General features: G+C 29.6%; 16 protein-coding genes. 1 reads left to right on the top strand and 15 read right to left on the bottom strand.

Annotated features, from left to right (window positions below; genetic code table 11):
* Positions 1 to 56 precede the first annotated feature (56 nt).
* From EDD60_RS06800 to EDD60_RS06730, 15 genes are all read right to left on the bottom strand, one after another.
* Positions 57 to 485, bottom strand: coding sequence for a hypothetical protein (locus EDD60_RS06800; RefSeq protein ID WP_066448299.1), 429 nt, complete (start codon positions 483 to 485; stop codon positions 57 to 59).
* 3 nt (positions 486 to 488) lie between these two features.
* Positions 489 to 1,664, bottom strand: coding sequence for an AfsR/SARP family transcriptional regulator (locus EDD60_RS06795; RefSeq protein WP_066448303.1), 1,176 nt, complete (start codon positions 1,662 to 1,664; stop codon positions 489 to 491).
* A 230-nt stretch (positions 1,665 to 1,894) separates the two neighbouring features.
* Positions 1,895 to 2,395 (bottom strand): signal peptidase I, encoded by a 501-nt coding sequence (locus EDD60_RS06790; protein WP_165973135.1) that lies wholly within the window; start codon positions 2,393 to 2,395, stop codon positions 1,895 to 1,897.
* A 114-nt stretch (positions 2,396 to 2,509) separates the two neighbouring features.
* Positions 2,510 to 3,121 carry a SipW-dependent-type signal peptide-containing protein gene (locus tag EDD60_RS06785; RefSeq protein WP_066448306.1) on the bottom strand — a complete coding sequence of 204 codons (612 nt, stop codon included), beginning with the start codon at positions 3,119 to 3,121 and terminating at the stop codon, positions 2,510 to 2,512.
* A gap of 32 nt (positions 3,122 to 3,153) precedes the next feature.
* Positions 3,154 to 3,765 carry a SipW-dependent-type signal peptide-containing protein gene (locus tag EDD60_RS06780; RefSeq protein WP_066448309.1) on the bottom strand — a complete coding sequence of 204 codons (612 nt, stop codon included), beginning with the start codon at positions 3,763 to 3,765 and terminating at the stop codon, positions 3,154 to 3,156.
* Positions 3,766 to 3,900: 135 nt separating this feature from the next.
* The gene (locus EDD60_RS06775) at positions 3,901 to 4,404 is read right to left on the bottom strand and encodes a signal peptidase I (protein WP_066448311.1); all 504 of its coding nucleotides are present in this window, start codon (positions 4,402 to 4,404) and stop codon (positions 3,901 to 3,903) included.
* Positions 4,405 to 4,448: 44 nt separating this feature from the next.
* Positions 4,449 to 5,120, bottom strand: coding sequence for a hypothetical protein (locus EDD60_RS06770; protein WP_066448313.1), 672 nt, complete (start codon positions 5,118 to 5,120; stop codon positions 4,449 to 4,451).
* A gap of 15 nt (positions 5,121 to 5,135) precedes the next feature.
* Positions 5,136 to 7,025, bottom strand: coding sequence for a vWA domain-containing protein (locus EDD60_RS06765; protein WP_257529212.1), 1,890 nt, complete (start codon positions 7,023 to 7,025; stop codon positions 5,136 to 5,138).
* Positions 7,025 to 8,566, bottom strand: a complete 1,542-nt coding sequence (locus tag EDD60_RS06760; RefSeq protein WP_066448316.1) for a hypothetical protein — start codon at positions 8,564 to 8,566, stop codon at positions 7,025 to 7,027. The genes EDD60_RS06765 and EDD60_RS06760 overlap by 1 nt, the downstream gene beginning before the upstream one ends.
* A 179-nt stretch (positions 8,567 to 8,745) precedes the next feature.
* A complete protein-coding gene (locus EDD60_RS06755; protein ID WP_066448319.1) occupies positions 8,746 to 9,648 on the bottom strand; it encodes a MucBP domain-containing protein in 903 nt (300 codons plus the stop codon).
* A gap of 2 nt (positions 9,649 to 9,650) precedes the next feature.
* Entirely contained in the window at positions 9,651 to 10,388 is a 738-nt protein-coding gene (locus EDD60_RS06750; RefSeq protein WP_066448320.1) for an LPXTG cell wall anchor domain-containing protein, read from the bottom strand.
* 13 nt (positions 10,389 to 10,401) lie between these two features.
* Positions 10,402 to 11,040, bottom strand: coding sequence for a TasA family protein (locus tag EDD60_RS06745; protein ID WP_066448321.1), 639 nt, complete (start codon positions 11,038 to 11,040; stop codon positions 10,402 to 10,404).
* Positions 11,041 to 11,207: 167 nt separating this feature from the next.
* On the bottom strand, positions 11,208 to 12,308 hold the full coding sequence (locus EDD60_RS06740) for a GGDEF domain-containing protein (protein WP_066448324.1): 1,101 nt from the start codon (positions 12,306 to 12,308) through the stop codon (positions 11,208 to 11,210).
* Positions 12,309 to 12,545: 237 nt separating this feature from the next.
* Positions 12,546 to 13,934: an NADPH-dependent glutamate synthase gene (gene gltA / locus EDD60_RS06735; protein WP_066448325.1), complete on the bottom strand. Its 1,389-nt coding sequence runs from the start codon at positions 13,932 to 13,934 to the stop codon at positions 12,546 to 12,548.
* Positions 13,934 to 14,761 carry a sulfide/dihydroorotate dehydrogenase-like FAD/NAD-binding protein gene (locus EDD60_RS06730; protein ID WP_066448328.1) on the bottom strand — a complete coding sequence of 276 codons (828 nt, stop codon included), beginning with the start codon at positions 14,759 to 14,761 and terminating at the stop codon, positions 13,934 to 13,936. Before EDD60_RS06730 ends, gltA begins: the two co-directional genes overlap by 1 nt.
* A gap of 138 nt (positions 14,762 to 14,899) precedes the next feature.
* Between EDD60_RS06730 and EDD60_RS06725 the strand changes: the two genes are divergently transcribed.
* On the top strand, positions 14,900 to 15,688 hold the full coding sequence (locus EDD60_RS06725; protein WP_066448330.1) for an HAD family hydrolase: 789 nt from the start codon (positions 14,900 to 14,902) through the stop codon (positions 15,686 to 15,688).
* Positions 15,689 to 15,696: the final 8 nt, after the last annotated feature.

Genomic DNA, 15,696 nt, shown 5'->3' with positions numbered 1-15,696 from the left:
ATATAATACATGATTAATGTCACACAACAGTCACATTTATATATTTTTTATAACAATTAACTCTCAATGAAAGAAATGACATAATTCAACATTTCTAAAATGCTATCAAATGCAATTTCTTGACCATTATAAATAATAATTCCTTGCCATGTTGATCTTTTTCTTGATTTAATAACCAAATCTAAAGTGGCCTTTTTCCCAACCTCATTTAAAAATTCATCATAATCATTATAAGTCTCGGGTCTAAACTGATATCTTCCAAGTGGTTTTGGATGAGTAAAGCTTCTTGATGATTGAGATGCTTGGGGTTGACCATTATCATCAAAAATACGATCAAACTGAATAAAGATATCATCAATATCATTAAAGCATATAACTTCTTGACGAGTATTGTTATAGGCTCTGCCTTTGATTTTATAATTTTCATAATCATCAATACATAAATGAATCATATTAAATGACATACTTCTTATATACTTATCCATAGTTTACCCCTTAGTTTCAACTTCTTCAATGGTCACTTCTAAATCAAAGCGGGTATGATTTAAAGAATATCTAATTTTTCTTAAAACCCTATTCATAACCATACTCGAATTTTCATAATTACAGCTAGGAAGTAAAACAATAAATTGATTCACACTCAAACGTGATAAAACATCACCAATACGTAAACCACTCAACATCGCAGATTGCATTTTTTCCATGATCTTCTCAACATATTTCTGATCAGCTTCATCATCCTTAGGTTTTCTATTCACAACACTCACAAGACACATATGAGCACATATACCAAGTCTTCCCATCAAACGTGAATGCATATTATAGATTTCTCTAAACGTTCCATATTCGCATAAAAACGCTCCCTCAGGAGTTTCAGCAGCCAAATCCTTTTGAATCTCAATAATATCTGCATCCTCACTATGACTTTGCTTTTTAATTAACTCAAACAAATCCTGCATACTCTCAGAAGGTTTAACCCCCAAAGACTTATAAAGCAACTCTGTAGTTTTACGATACATTTCAGCTGCCTGCTTATACTGTTTTTGATAATATAACGATCTAATCAACAATTCATACAATTCTTCTTCTAACTGATTAATTTCAAGAGCACGTTTCACAACATGTTCCATCTTTGCATACTCACCTTGTTCTTCAAGTAAATTTGCATACTCCATAATACGTTCAATATAAACAGAATCATAATAAGTACGTTTCGTAATCACATTATGATCATCTTCAACCTCAACTAAATATTTACCTGTATATAAACAACTAAATTCTTCATATTCCTCAATCGTATTCATTTCCTTTTGACACTCTTTTTCAAAATTCAAAGCATCAACCTCAATATGATAATCTTTATTAATAGAATATGATCCCTTACCAGTTGTAATTAAATCACTAATACTAAAAGTCTTTTTCAATAAAACTATTAAACGATAAACCAAATTCTTTAAAGCTCCAATTGGATTATCAACTTCCTCAAAACACCATAACATATCAACCAATTCACTAGAAGGAATAATTCTTTCATGATTATATAACAAATAAGCAAAAAGTCTTAATAGCCTATCTGACTTCATATCATCACCATTAATCATAATATCCCCAAAACGAACTGTAAACATTTTAAACATCGTTACATAAATCGTGTCATTTTCCATATATTATCCCTCTTTCACAAAAATAAATAAGGCACTACTATTGTATTCTTTTTTATCTAAAATACAAGCATCTTTTTATATAAATTCGTTTAATAATTCACAAAATTATTATATCATATCACCCTATCTGGTACAAACGTTATTGTAAAAAGTGAATTTAGGAAATTCTGAATATAAATTTTAGTATTTGTGTAAATATTTTACACAAAAAAACATCTAGCATTTTAATGCTATATGTTCTTATTTTTAAAATAATCAGCTCCAATCCAGCAAAGGATAGTTAATGAGAACATCACAATAATAAGTGCAATTCCATAATCAGAAAATAAATATTGTGAAATATAACCAAGAAACGGAATACTCATGACACTTCTTCCAATCAATCTTTTCTGATTAACTGGCATAGCATCTTCTGTTTTATTATGATCCCCTTTCGTTACAAAAGATTGATCATCATTTATTTTTACAACTCTATGTGTTGCAACAACATCTGATTGACTATCCATTTTAAAAGTAATAATATCATTAACTTTGATTTGAGATGCATCTACTTTTTCTACATAAATAACACTACCAGTACTGATACTTGGCTCCATACTATTACTTAAGATGCCATATATATCATACCCAAACACCCTAGGTAATGTTAGTGGTAATAAAATTACTATAATCATTACCAATAAACCTATACCAATCAAATTTAACAGTTTTGCAATTCCTTTATTATTCATCATCAATTTCTCCCTAATATAAAGATTACTCATATGATATCACAACATTCAAATAAATTCGATATCTTTTCATACAAAAAAGCCAATCAAAATGATTGACTTTTAAATTTACATTTATTGTGCTTTATATGTTTCTGGAGTAATTGCTGTACCATCTTCATATGACCAAGCAACAATTTCATTTAATTCATTTCTTGTTGGTTCAAAACTATTTGCTTGAATTGCTTCAGCACTTACTTTAATTTCAATAGCTTTGTTAGCTACTTCATTTCCCCATTTTTCAGGAATAACAACATGAGTAAATAATTTTACGCTGTTATTTTCAGAAGTTAATTTATATTGGAAATATAAATATCCATCTTCACCTTTTACCCAATTAGATAAAACATCAATATTAGCTTCTAATTCTTTAACCATTTCTTCTGGCATATCTTGACCATCGAATTTATATTCAATTTTAGCTCTAACATATGCATCTTCAGAACCATCTACTAATGTAATAGTTGGATCTTTTACAATGTTTTGATTTGGAACAACATTTTCAATTTTTCCGCCTTCTTCTCCACCTGGATAATTAGGTTCTGTTAAATCAATATCAACATGTCCCATAGTAATTGTGTTAGTAGCATTATCACTATCAGTGAAATATGCTAAAGTAGCACCAAATGCAACAGCACCAACTAAGGCTAAACTAGCCACTAATGTAGTTATTTTTTTCTTTTTCATATTTTGTCCTCACCTTTTTTTAATTTATTTAATTATCTAGCAAATGAAACTAAGAAATTTTTTACTTGAGCATATGCTTGATCTTCAGTTAAACCACCTGTTTGAATAGCAGCAGCTCTTACTAAAATATCTTCAATAATAGTTTCATTGTCTAAATCATAATTTTCATCTAATTTAGCATGATTAAACAAAGCTGGTAATTGAATACCCTTACGATCTTTATCAATATCTTCTTCACCATTTAACATTTCGTTATTTACAGGTTTATTATATCTATAAACTTTAACACTACCTACTTCATCAACAAAAACCCAATCTTTATTAAAATCAGTTGGTTTTACTTGTTCACTTTCTCTCATAGCCATAAATACATATGACTCAGTTGTTGGAGTATTAACAGTAACTGTTGGATCTTTTTCAAATGCTACACCTGGTAAAATATCAGTATATTCATTTCCTTCATTTGTTCTACCAGTTTCGTTATATTTAGCTTCATCTAATTCAATACTAATGTTATCACCAACAACAAATGTGTTAGTTAATGTACCAGCTGTATCAGATAAATATGCTAAAGTAGCGCCAAATCCAATTGCTCCTACTAATGCTAAACTTCCTAAAGTGACTCCTAATTTCTTTTTATTCATATTATTTCCTCCCTTTCAAGATTTTCTCTATCTTTTATGATTCCATTATATATAACAATAGTAACATCTTGGTCACAAATAAAATGTTTTGTTAAAAACTTTCAAGTATTTTAACAAAACATTTGAGTTTATTATTTACTTTGTTTCTTCCTCTTTCTTATTTTCCTTTTCAAAAATATCAGGTAAGAAGTTTAATAAAATAAGAATAGCAGCAATGGCACAAATTGCAATAATTCCTATAGGGGTTTTAGCATAAATTGTAATATAACCAATTAATGGTATACTCATTGCTACCTTCCCAACAATTTGGTTACTTTTTACTTCAGCAGTATCAACTTTTTCATTGGCATCACCTTTTGTCACAACTGTTTGTTTTTTCTCATCAATCGAATAAATTCTATGTGTAACCATTGTATCATTATTAATTTTATAACTAATTACATCTCCCACTTCCAAATCAGAAAATGCTGCTTCTTTAGCATAAACAATTGATCCAACTGGTATCTTTGGTTCCATACTTCCACTAATAACAGCAAATCCTTTATACCCAATAAAATTTGGAACAAACATTAATATCGCTAAAGCTAATAAAATAATAAAAACTATTCCACTTAAAATATTGCATACTTTTTTCATCATATATTAGGTCCCCTTTTCTTTAAAAAAGAGGTTCAAATGAACCTCTATTTTTGACTTTCAAAATAATTCCAGATTTTTTCAGCATCTGCTTTTTCTTCATCAGTATCAATTAAACCATTTCCATTTTGGTCAGCATTTAATTGAATGGTTTGACCATTATCTTTATAAGAGAATTTAACCGGAACAGATTCTTGATATACCGTAATTTCTACACTATTTAAAATCTGTAATGCTTCTTTCATTCTATCAGTTGCACTAGAATCTAGAACATAATTTCCTTCACTATCTTCTACAAATGGAAAATCTTTATATTCATTTCCATCTTTATATAGAAGACGTGTAAATAATGATTGAGTCTTTGTCTTACTCTTTAATACTTCTGTATAATAGTAATATTCACCTTTCAATTCCCAAGGATTATTACCAAGATCTTTCAATCCAAAGTATTGATTAAATAATTCCTCATTAGAAATACTTAATCTTACTCTTACTAATGCATCAGTTTTATCATTATTTGCAACTTTAACATCCTTCTTTAAAGAACCATCAACTTCTTCTTCGATATCAGTGTGAATACTTGCCGCATCAAATGTATTTACTAATGTCCCAGCAGAATCACTTAAATAAGCAATAGATATTCCAACCAATGCTACAGCAACAACTATTAGAGAGATAATAATTGTTGTTTTTTTATTTACTTTTTTCAAAATATTCATATATTATCCCTCCTATTAATTGTTATTGTTATAATACTCATTTGTAATCGTAACTTTACCATTTTCATCAACACTGAATTTGTTAGTAACAACATCAGTATCAGAAATAAATTTATCATTCTCTAAGCTGTTTTTAAATACTACATTACCTTGAATAGCATTTAAATTTGTTTTTTCGTTATCCATTCCTGTATAGCCAATTGCAACTTTAGCATTACTATCAGTTTTTGCTACTGGTGCACTACCATCAACAGTAATATCTAACAATTTATATCTCATTGTATCTAACTCTGTAATTGTATAAACACCTTTTTCTAATCCATTTAAAGTAACAGTTTGTTCTCCAACATTTGAAAATCTTACTGTTCTATATTCTAAGTAAGCTTTATCAGAAGCAGTTATTCCTTCAATCTTAAATGTGAAGATTGGATCACCTTGTGTACCGTTGTTTGTTGACTTATCAATTGTTTTTGTAATCATAATTTTTCCATCAATAACATTGACCCAAGCAGTTCCTGTTAATAAATTAAATTCTTTAGTAACAAGCATTCCACCATCTTTAACAAATGTTTGATTTGGCATTTCATAACCTTTTTTACTCATAACATCTTCTCTTGATGAATAGTCTTTAGGAATATATTTAACATTCAATTGATATTTTTCAACATGTTTACCAACTTTAGTTGCAACATGATTATTTAGATTACCATTTTCAGTTGAAATAGCCAATTTTAATTGACCAACTACATCGTTTGTATCTCCATAACTATAATCAGCAACTGTTTTTCCACTTTCTAATAATTCTTTCGCAATTGCCGTTGCTTGTTCATGTGTAGTGTTTAATTCATTTATTAATACTTTCAACAATTCTTTAGTATTTATAGTTTCACCTAAGAAATAAGTTTGTTCAACTTCTTTTTCTATACCTTTTAATTCTTTTACATTTACAGTCGGTTTAGGTAAATTCATATCTTGCCAATTATTAATGTTTCCATCTTTATCACCAAAAGGAACAGAGACATGTGAACCTTCACCATTAGTAGGAATAACATTTCCACCTAAGAAATCTTCTTTTGCTACTAAAGTGATATTCTTTTCCCAACCAGGTGTATCTCCAATTTTATTACCAATTGTTTGATTTTCCCAGATTACATACCATCCATTTGGATCTTTATCAACAATACCACCATTTACTGAATCACCAACTTTAGCAATTTGTCCTTCATCATTTAATAAATCAAATCTAGGATCAATATAATCTTTAATCACACATTTAGTTAAGCTACTACCCATAACTGAACTTACTATTGAATTAAAAATTGAATTTAATTCATCTGGATATTCAGTACCATATGCTAATTCATATGCTAGTTTATTTCCTGAAACCATTTTACTTGCAATTGCCTGCAATAAATCTTTGGCTGTTTGAATATCTCCCAAACTTACACCTAATGTAACAAGTGTATAGCCAGCAGCTTTAAGTTCATCTGCAGCTTGTTTAATATCATCATTATTGAACTTAATATCACTATTTGGACGTCTAGCATTAATTGAACCATCAGTTAATAATATCACATATTTTGGATTTTCTTTATTTTCAGAACTATCCAACATTGCTTTTGCTTTATTTAAAGCAGCTACTTGATTAGTACCACCAGTTGTACTTAATTGATCTATTTTTGATATAAAGTTTGAGACCTTACCATCCACTTTTGTCAATGGATATTCCTCTTGAACTGTTTTAGCAAATGGAACAATACCTACATAACTATCTTTAGATAATTGATTCAATGATTTTACAAATGTACTAGCAGCACCTTTAACATATTGAAAACGTTGAGTTGAATCACTTGCTGTGTATACATAATATTTTCCATTATCAGATAAATAATTATTATTACTAATTATAGTACTTCCTTCACCCTGTACAGAGGAATCGGTAATATGCCATTGATTTTTGTAAATTTTATTCTATATACAGTAGCTTTACCTGCTGGATCATTAATAACATAATAAGTTCCATTTCGATCAAATTTGTTGTCTCCAAATGCTTTAGATAAGCCATCTTTTGTATATTCAGTATTAGAAACCTTACTTAATTTACTTGGGAACAACATAGATCCTGAAACATCTAATGCTAATACAACATCAATAGGCTTTTCTTCTGCAACTTCAAGCTTAGATGAAGCTGTGATTTTAACATTGTATTTTCTTGCGTCCCAATTTACTAAATCAGCTGTTTTATCAACTTCTAATAAATCCTTAATATCTTTTTGTGTCAATCTAATTTGACCAAATTCTTGAGCATCAATTGCAGATGGATTACGACCTTCAATAGGCTTCCCATTTGGGATAATCTCTGTAATCGTAAATGCATATTCTGTTCCATTTCCCCCTGGGTTTTGAACTGTTATTGCATCTTCATTCTCAAGTTTATATAACAATTTCCCGTTTTGATCAAAAACTAAAATATAATAAATTTTTCCCTTTGCATTATCTTTTGCAGGCTCAGCACGCCATGCTAATGTATAATCTTCTTTGCTTGTTTGATCAGAAGATGCATACCTCTCTCCATCAAAAGTTATATCTTCACTTTGTGGATTTCCTTTATATTCTTTGCCTTTTATTGTTACAGAATTAATACCTTTAAATTCATTTCCTTGACTATCATATCCTGATGTTCTATTATTCCAACTTATAATAACAGGAACATTAGTAGTTACTTGCTCATGTGTATAATAATAAGTATTATATTCATTAGCTTCAATCTTTGCTAATAAGTCACCTGTTTGATAAATTGTATTAACTTTAGCACCATCATTTAACTTAACTTGATAAATTAAAGTACCAACAACATCTTTATCATATAATGGTTGTTTATCCCAAGGAACACTCCACTTAACTTGTGAACCAGACGTTTCAACATTTGAACCACTTACATTTGTTGTAGGTACTTTTACAATCGAAAATCCTTCACCAATAGTATCAGTTAGTACGCTTGTTGTACCCTCTTTAATTGGATTTACATTATATTCGTATTTAACCTGATTATTTTCAGTATATTTCTTTGTAAAAGTTTTTCCAGTAAACTTAATAGTGATTTCATATACTGAATCACCAAGATATTTAACTTGTTTACCTTTCCAAATTTGTCCATCTTCTAAATTAGGAACTTGTAATTTACTATTTATATCATTTACAGGTGCTTTTTTCAACACACCTGTCTTATCATTATCAACATCTAATGATTGGACAGTTTCCTTTTCATTACTAGCTATAAATTTATAACCATCCTTATTTGTAACACTCCAATCAATAACCTCTCTAGTTTCTTCTTTGCTACTAGGCTCATCACCTGTAACAGCAAATACATTTGAAGCAGTTACACATATCATACAAAGACATAATAATAAATTAATTACTCTTTGTTGGATTTTTCCTTTCATAATTTAGCCTCCTTACTATATATCAATAGGATTTTTCTATCTTCTACCATAATTCTATATTTTTTTAGTCACGCAAAGGTCACAGACATTCATATTCATAGAAATTATGAAACCAAAGATATATTTATCAATATAAGGTCATGATGAATTTCATGACCTTATCAAACATTATTCACCATCTATGCATTTCTTTTTTTCTTTAATAGATATACAACTGCCATAATAACAACAATAACACCTAATGTTCCAGCAACATATAAAACGTTACCTGATGTTTGTTGTCCTTTAGATAATGGTGTCTTTTCATCATCTACATTTGTTGTATCGTCTCCATTAGCTTGAGGTGTATTAGGATCTTCCACTTCTACTGTTGGATTATCATTTTGATTGTTTGTTGTTGGATTTTGGTTTGTTGGATTATTTGCTTGTCCACCATTTGCTCCTCCACCAACTGTTGTTGTATTAACAACATCAACATAAACTGGTTCTCCTTCAACATAGACGATTTGTTCAATTACAGGAGGTTTTTCTGCTTCTCTTGTAGATGTATAAACAAATTGAATTTCTACATTTTCTCTAGATACAACCAATCTTTTTTGTAAAGAGTCTGGTTGATATCCATCAATAGTTTTTGCTCTAACGATTTCTTCAGTATTTAAATCAGTTGTATAGATTGATGGTGTAGCTAATTCAACACCATTTTTATCTACATATTTTACTGTAAATTCTACAGCATTAACTAATTTTATATATTTAGCAACATAAACTTGTTTTTCTTGAACTTTTGTCCCAACTTGTGGCAATACAGGACTCCAAGAATTATTTCTATATCCTTCTTTTATGTCTAATTCAGGAACATCTGGAAAAGTCCCATTAGCATTTACTGTATATTTAATAACAGTATGATCTTTATTAATGACATAATCACCTTTTAATCCTTCTGTTTTAAATGTTCCTTGTGATCCAGATCTAAAAACTACTTCATATTTTCTTGTTGCAGCTGATACATTTGTCAAAGTAGCAGGAGCAATCATGCTAACCATTACCATTACTGCAAATAATGTTTTCATTAATTTTTTCATGATTATTCTCCTTCCTTTGTATCTTTTTTCTTTCTTGTTTTAACTAAGACAAGAATTAATCCAGCACTAATTGCTAAACCAACAACTAGTGGTAACAATTCTGTATAGTCACCTGTTTTTACTGCATTGATATATCTGTTAATTTGTTTCCCTGGTAATTTGACAATTTTTTCTACAATTGTTGGTTGTACTACTTCAGGATCATCATATTCTACACTGAATTCAAATTGTAACTCACCAGCAGCATTTTGATAACTATTTGTCATTGAGTCACCATCAATACCAATTGACATTTTAATTACACTTTTTTCATTTTCTTTTAATGAAGCCATCAACATGTTTTCACCCATGCTTTGACCACTTAAATCAACTAATGAACCATCTTCACCACCAATAGTTCCTCTATAAAATTCTTCACCATCTCTTGTAAATGAGATTTCATAAACTGCACCTTTTGTTTTACTATCTTCACTTAAATCCTTTAAAACTTGTGTATTTAAATAAAACTTCATTTCTCTTTGATCATTATTAACTAATGTAAAAGTTTCACTTCTTTCTTCACCAGGCATCATGCCCATGAATTTATCAGTCAATTCATTTTGATTTGTATTAAATTCGAAATATTGAGATGCATTACCATCAAAAGTAATAAAAGGTGAATCATCTTCAGCTTTTGCTACATTAACACTTAACAATAAAGACAAGCATATGCTTAAACCTGTTATTAGTAACTTTTTCATTTAGATTCCCCCTTTACTCACTAATACTTACAATATTACCATTAGAATCAAATTGAGCATCTAATCCCCATTCTGCTAAAATGGCATCTTTTGCTGCAACTTTTTGAATCGCATCAACTTCAACATCAACTTTTATTGTTAATGGTGAATACAAATCTTGATCAGCATTTTTTAAATCAGCAATTTTGATTGCATCAACAACATGAGTAGTTGATGTCTTGCTATCAATTGGTTTTTTATAGTAACAGTAAACAACTTCATTATTTTCATCAGATGTATCAATAATCCAATCAGAGTTATTATTTTCTAATAGAATCTTTGCTGAATCTGCGTCAAAATTCTTTTCATCATGACTGTCACTCCAATATTTTGTTAATGTAATACGAATATATGATGGAAAATCCCCACTATTATATGCATAAATTGGATAATCATATCTATCTCCCGGAAGTGCTCCAGATACTTTCAATCCATTATTTTCAATATATTGAGATACTTTTTCTTCATCTACTTTTAATTCAACTCCTAAGTTACCAGCAGTAATAGCATTCTTAGCTCTTGTATCAGCAGTAAAATATGCAATTGAACCACCAACTATTGCTACAACAAATAACCCAGCAGCCACTATCATAAGAGTCATTTTCTTTTTCATAGCGCATTCACCTCTACCTTAATATTTTATACTATAAGTATAATAATTTATCGTCACACACTAGTCACACGGTTATTATTTTATCATATATTTTCATCTTTACAATAGTTTGATTTATAAACAAAATCAGTAAAACAGAAACTCAAACATTGAATTTCTGTTTTTTATTATTGACTAAAAGTGATTTGGTTTCTACCACTATTTTTAGATAAATACAAAGCTTTATCAGCTTTTGCAATCCATTCTTCTTTAGTCATTATATTTTCTTTTACCGCAACTCCAATACTTATTGTTATTTCTACAGACACACCCTTTATTTGAGTTGTTTTTAATTGCTTTTGCACCAACTTTAATTTTTCTTCAATTTCATGTTCCGAATAATTTTTAAATATAACACAAAATTCATCACCACCATATCTATAAGCAGATTGTTCAGGAATATTTTCTAATAATATTTTTCCTACTGAGGTCAAAACTCTATCACCAAATAAATGACCAAAATCATCATTAAAAGCTTTAAATAAATCTATATCAAACATCACCAAATGATAAATATTTTTAGAATCTTTCGTGATTTCATCCATTTCTTTATCAAAAGCATCCTTATTTTTAATCAGTGTTAATCCGTCAATATATATTCTTTTTTCCAAATCAAATTTTTCCATACTATCCTCAATTATAATTTTACTTTTCTTCTCAATAAAATGAATCATTGAACAACTAATAACCCAAAGCAAAAAAGTCGAAACCATAATAACCATAGTATTTAAAAGATAGGTTGAATTAAAGACTTTATCTGGATCCCATTCTAAAAAACAACTACTTATAAACATTAAAATTAAACTTAATACCGTCACAACACTTGTTAACTTTTCATCTTCGTAAATAATTGTAATAAGTATTGGAAATCCCAATAAGATTAAGACTGACACAAAACTATTATGGACTGAAGAAAATACAAAAGTTAATATGACAGTCAATATAGATACACTATATTGTTTTGATTTAAATGATATTTTACGATTATTTACGAGATATGATGCCAAAAAACATACCATTAAATTAACAAGAGTAGGAAACAATACATACTTGTGGATATAATGTGAAAAACTAGAAGATAAATAATCAATTTGATAAATTGCAAACATCATGCTTACTTCTACTACAAATCCAATTAAACAACCTATATATAAAAGTTTAACATGTGTTTTCAACCAATAAAAATTCATCCTTTGATATTTATCATACGCCAAATCTTTGTTTTTCATTTTTACCACGTCCTCTTGATTTTAATTATATCATTAAATTGAAAAGATAAAAGAATTAACATAAACTTATCATTAAAACTCATATACAAATTATAATTTTGTTATTGATGTTACAATATCTGCTTTTAAGCAATCTTTTCAAACACCTTAAACACACTAGCTATAATATTCACTTTAAATACAAAAATTTCCATATCATTTTACAAAAAAAGAGGAGATAACATCTCCTCAAATAAATTATTTATTTTTTAGTGCTTCATCAATAGCTTGAGCAGCTTTTTTACCAGCACCCATTGCTAGAATAACAGTTGCTGCACCAGTGACAACATCACCACCAGCATAAACACCATCTTTACTTGTTTTCATTGTATCTTCATCAACAATGATTCCACCCCATTTTTGAGTATCAAGTCCTGGTGTTGTTTGTCTAATCAATGGGTTAGGACTTTGTCCAATTGAAACAATAACTGTTCCTGTTTCAATTGTAAAATTAGATCCTTCTTTAACAACTGGTCTCCTTCTTCCACTTTCATCAGGTTCACCAAGTTCCATTTCAACACATTCCATAGATTTAACCCATCCATCTTCACCATTGATTTTAACTGGATTTGTTAATAATTTAAAGATGATACCTTCTTCTTTAGCATGATGCACTTCTTCTGCACGGGCTGGAACTTCCTCTGCTCCTCTACGATAAACAATATAAACATCCTTAACTCCTAAACGTTTTGCTGTTCTTGCAGCATCCATTGCTACATTTCCTGCTCCAATAACACATACTGTATCAGTAATTTTTACTGGTGTAGGATGTTTAGGAAATTCATATCCCTTCATCAAGTTAACACGTGTTAAGAATTCATTAGCTGCATAAACACCATTTAAGTTTTCACCTGGAATTCCTTGGAAACGTGGAAGTCCTGCTCCACTTCCAACAAATATTGCTTCATATCCTTGTTCTTGTAATTCATCAATTGTAATTGATCTTCCAACTACAACATTTGTTTCAAAATCAACACCTAATTGAGCAACACCATCAACTTCACTTTGAACCAAAGCTTTAGGTAAACGGAATTCAGGAATACCATAAGATAAAACTCCCCCAGTTTTATGCAAAGCTTCAAATACAGTTACATCATAACCTTTTTTAGCAAGTTCACCTGCACAAGTAATACCTGCTGGCCCACTTCCAACAATTGCAACTTTCTTACCATTCTTTTCAATATTTAAAGCTTTCTTTTGTCCATGTTCTCTATGATAATCAGCAACAAATCTTTCTAATCTACCAATTCCTACTGATTCACCTTTAATTCCACGGACACATTTTCCTTCACATTGATTTTCTTGCGGACAAACACGTCCACAAATTGCTGGTAAGGCATTTTCTCTTGTTATAATTTCATAAGCTTCTTCAAAGTTCCCTTTAGCAACTTCGGCAATAAATTCAGGAATAGGTACCCCTACAGGACATCCTTTTTTACATGGTTGATGTTTACAATTTAAACAACGTGTTGCTTCTTCCATTGCTTGTTCTTTTGTATACCCTAAAGAAACTTCTTCAAAGTTTTTATTTCTTACATTTGGATCTTGTTCAGGCATTTTTACCTTTTCTAATGACATATTTGGCATTATCTTTTCACCCCCGTTAAATTACAGATATGTGCTTCTTCACTCTTAAACATCTTTTGTCTTGCGATTAATTCATCAAAATCAACCAATAATCCATCAAAATCAGGACCATCTACACAAGCAAATTTAATTTTTCCATCAACGCTAACACGACAGCATCCACACATACCTGTTCCATCAATCATAATTGGATTTAATGAAACAGAAGTTTTAATGTTATGAGGTTTTGTTACACCAACAACAGCTTTCATCATTGGTACAGGTCCAATCGCAATAACTTCATCAATTGTTTCACCTTTTTCAATTAAATCAGCTAATACTTGAGTAACAAATCCTTTTTGTCCAAGTGATCCATCATCAGTTGTAATATATACATTCTTACAGAATTTTTTAAATTCTTCCGCTAATAAGACATATTGAGCTTCTCTACCACCAATAATGACATCACATTCCACACCCATATTGGCTAAAGCACGTAATTGAGGAAATAAAGGTGCACTTCCTACTCCCCCAGCAACCCCAACAACATGTTTTGATTGATGAAGTTGAGTTGGTTCACCTAAAGGTCCTACAAAATCAGTTAACTCATCCCCCTGATTTAATTTTGCTAACTGTTCAGTAGAATATCCAACAATTTGATAAATAATTGTAATAGTTTCTTTTTCTCTATCAAAATCAGCGATTGTTAAAGGAATTCTTTCTCCATCTTCACCGACTCTTAAAATGATAAATTGTCCTGGCTCACATTTTCTAGAAACGTTTGGCGCATGGATTTCCATTAATTCAACAACATCATTTAGTTTTTCTTTACGTAATATTTTATACATCCGCATCATCCCCTCTTTAAATTTAATAGAAATTATATCACAGTGCAAAATTTTTCGCAATACAACTTGATTATTTCCTCTTTATATCTTGACCTATTTTTTAATTATAGCTATGATATTAATGAAATGGAGGAAATTATGGATACTAAATTAATATTTTTTGATATTGATGGAACATTACTAGATGAACAAACTTTTACTGTTCCTGATTCAACTAAAAAAGCAATACAACTTGCTCAACAAAACGGACATAAATGTTTTATTAATACTGGGAGACCAATTTCTACAATTGATCAAGTGATTACTGATATTCCTTTTGATGGATATATATGTGGATGTGGAACATATATTGAATATCATGGCGAACCTATTTTTCATGTAGATATTTCTGATGAATTAAGACAGAAAATCATTCAAAAAACACATGAATATCATGTTGATACAGTTTTAGAAGGACGTTATGGTGTTTATTTCCCAGAAGTTTCATATCATCCTTTTGTTCAAGGAGTTGAACAAAGATATATTAAGGAAAAATTTCCTGTTCATAAATATAATCAAAATGATGTTGTTCCTTTTGATAAGTTTGCTTCTTGGTATACAAAGGAATCTGATATTGAAGCATTTAGAGTTTTATTGGCTGATGATTTTGATATTATTCAAAGAGATGTTGATTTCTTAGAAATTGTCCCATTACCTTATTCTAAAGCAACTGGTATACAATTTATAGCTGATTATTTACATATATCTATTGATGATACAATAAGTATTGGAGATTCTACAAATGACTTACCAATGCTTAAATTCACCAAAGAAGCTGTTGCTATGGGGAATAGTAATCCACTTTTATTTGATGAAGTCACTTATATTACAACTGACATTCAAGATAATGGTATTTATAATGCGTTAAAACATTTTCAAATTATATAATTATAGGG

The organism is Longibaculum muris (genome assembly GCF_004343035.1).
Taxonomy (GTDB): Bacteria; Bacillota_I; Bacilli_A; order Erysipelotrichales; family Coprobacillaceae; genus Longibaculum; species Longibaculum muris.
This window is presented reverse-complemented; position numbering and strand designations above follow the sequence as displayed.

What these genes read in the sequence shown, in the direction of transcription:
- EDD60_RS06795 (WP_066448303.1), bottom strand. Translation starts at nt 1,664, where the DNA reads ATGGAAAATGACACGATTTATGTAACGATGTTTAAAATGTTTACAGTT.
- EDD60_RS06740 (WP_066448324.1), bottom strand. Translation starts at nt 12,308, where the DNA reads ATGAAAAACAAAGATTTGGCGTATGATAAATATCAAAGGATGAATTTT.
- EDD60_RS06780 (WP_066448309.1), bottom strand. Translation starts at nt 3,765, where the DNA reads ATGAATAAAAAGAAATTAGGAGTCACTTTAGGAAGTTTAGCATTAGTA.
- EDD60_RS06730 (WP_066448328.1), bottom strand. Translation starts at nt 14,761, where the DNA reads ATGTATAAAATATTACGTAAAGAAAAACTAAATGATGTTGTTGAATTA.
- EDD60_RS06755 (WP_066448319.1), bottom strand. Translation starts at nt 9,648, where the DNA reads ATGAAAAAATTAATGAAAACATTATTTGCAGTAATGGTAATGGTTAGC.
- EDD60_RS06750 (WP_066448320.1), bottom strand. Translation starts at nt 10,388, where the DNA reads ATGAAAAAGTTACTAATAACAGGTTTAAGCATATGCTTGTCTTTATTG.
- EDD60_RS06745 (WP_066448321.1), bottom strand. Translation starts at nt 11,040, where the DNA reads ATGAAAAAGAAAATGACTCTTATGATAGTGGCTGCTGGGTTATTTGTT.
- EDD60_RS06775 (WP_066448311.1), bottom strand. Translation starts at nt 4,404, where the DNA reads ATGATGAAAAAAGTATGCAATATTTTAAGTGGAATAGTTTTTATTATT.
- EDD60_RS06770 (WP_066448313.1), bottom strand. Translation starts at nt 5,120, where the DNA reads ATGAATATTTTGAAAAAAGTAAATAAAAAAACAACAATTATTATCTCT.
- EDD60_RS06725 (WP_066448330.1), top strand. Translation starts at nt 14,900, where the DNA reads ATGGATACTAAATTAATATTTTTTGATATTGATGGAACATTACTAGAT.
- EDD60_RS06800 (WP_066448299.1), bottom strand. Translation starts at nt 485, where the DNA reads ATGGATAAGTATATAAGAAGTATGTCATTTAATATGATTCATTTATGT.
- EDD60_RS06790 (WP_165973135.1), bottom strand. Translation starts at nt 2,395, where the DNA reads ATGAATAATAAAGGAATTGCAAAACTGTTAAATTTGATTGGTATAGGT.
- EDD60_RS06785 (WP_066448306.1), bottom strand. Translation starts at nt 3,121, where the DNA reads ATGAAAAAGAAAAAAATAACTACATTAGTGGCTAGTTTAGCCTTAGTT.
- gltA (WP_066448325.1), bottom strand. Translation starts at nt 13,934, where the DNA reads ATGCCAAATATGTCATTAGAAAAGGTAAAAATGCCTGAACAAGATCCA.
- EDD60_RS06760 (WP_066448316.1), bottom strand. Translation starts at nt 8,566, where the DNA reads ATGAAAGGAAAAATCCAACAAAGAGTAATTAATTTATTATTATGTCTT.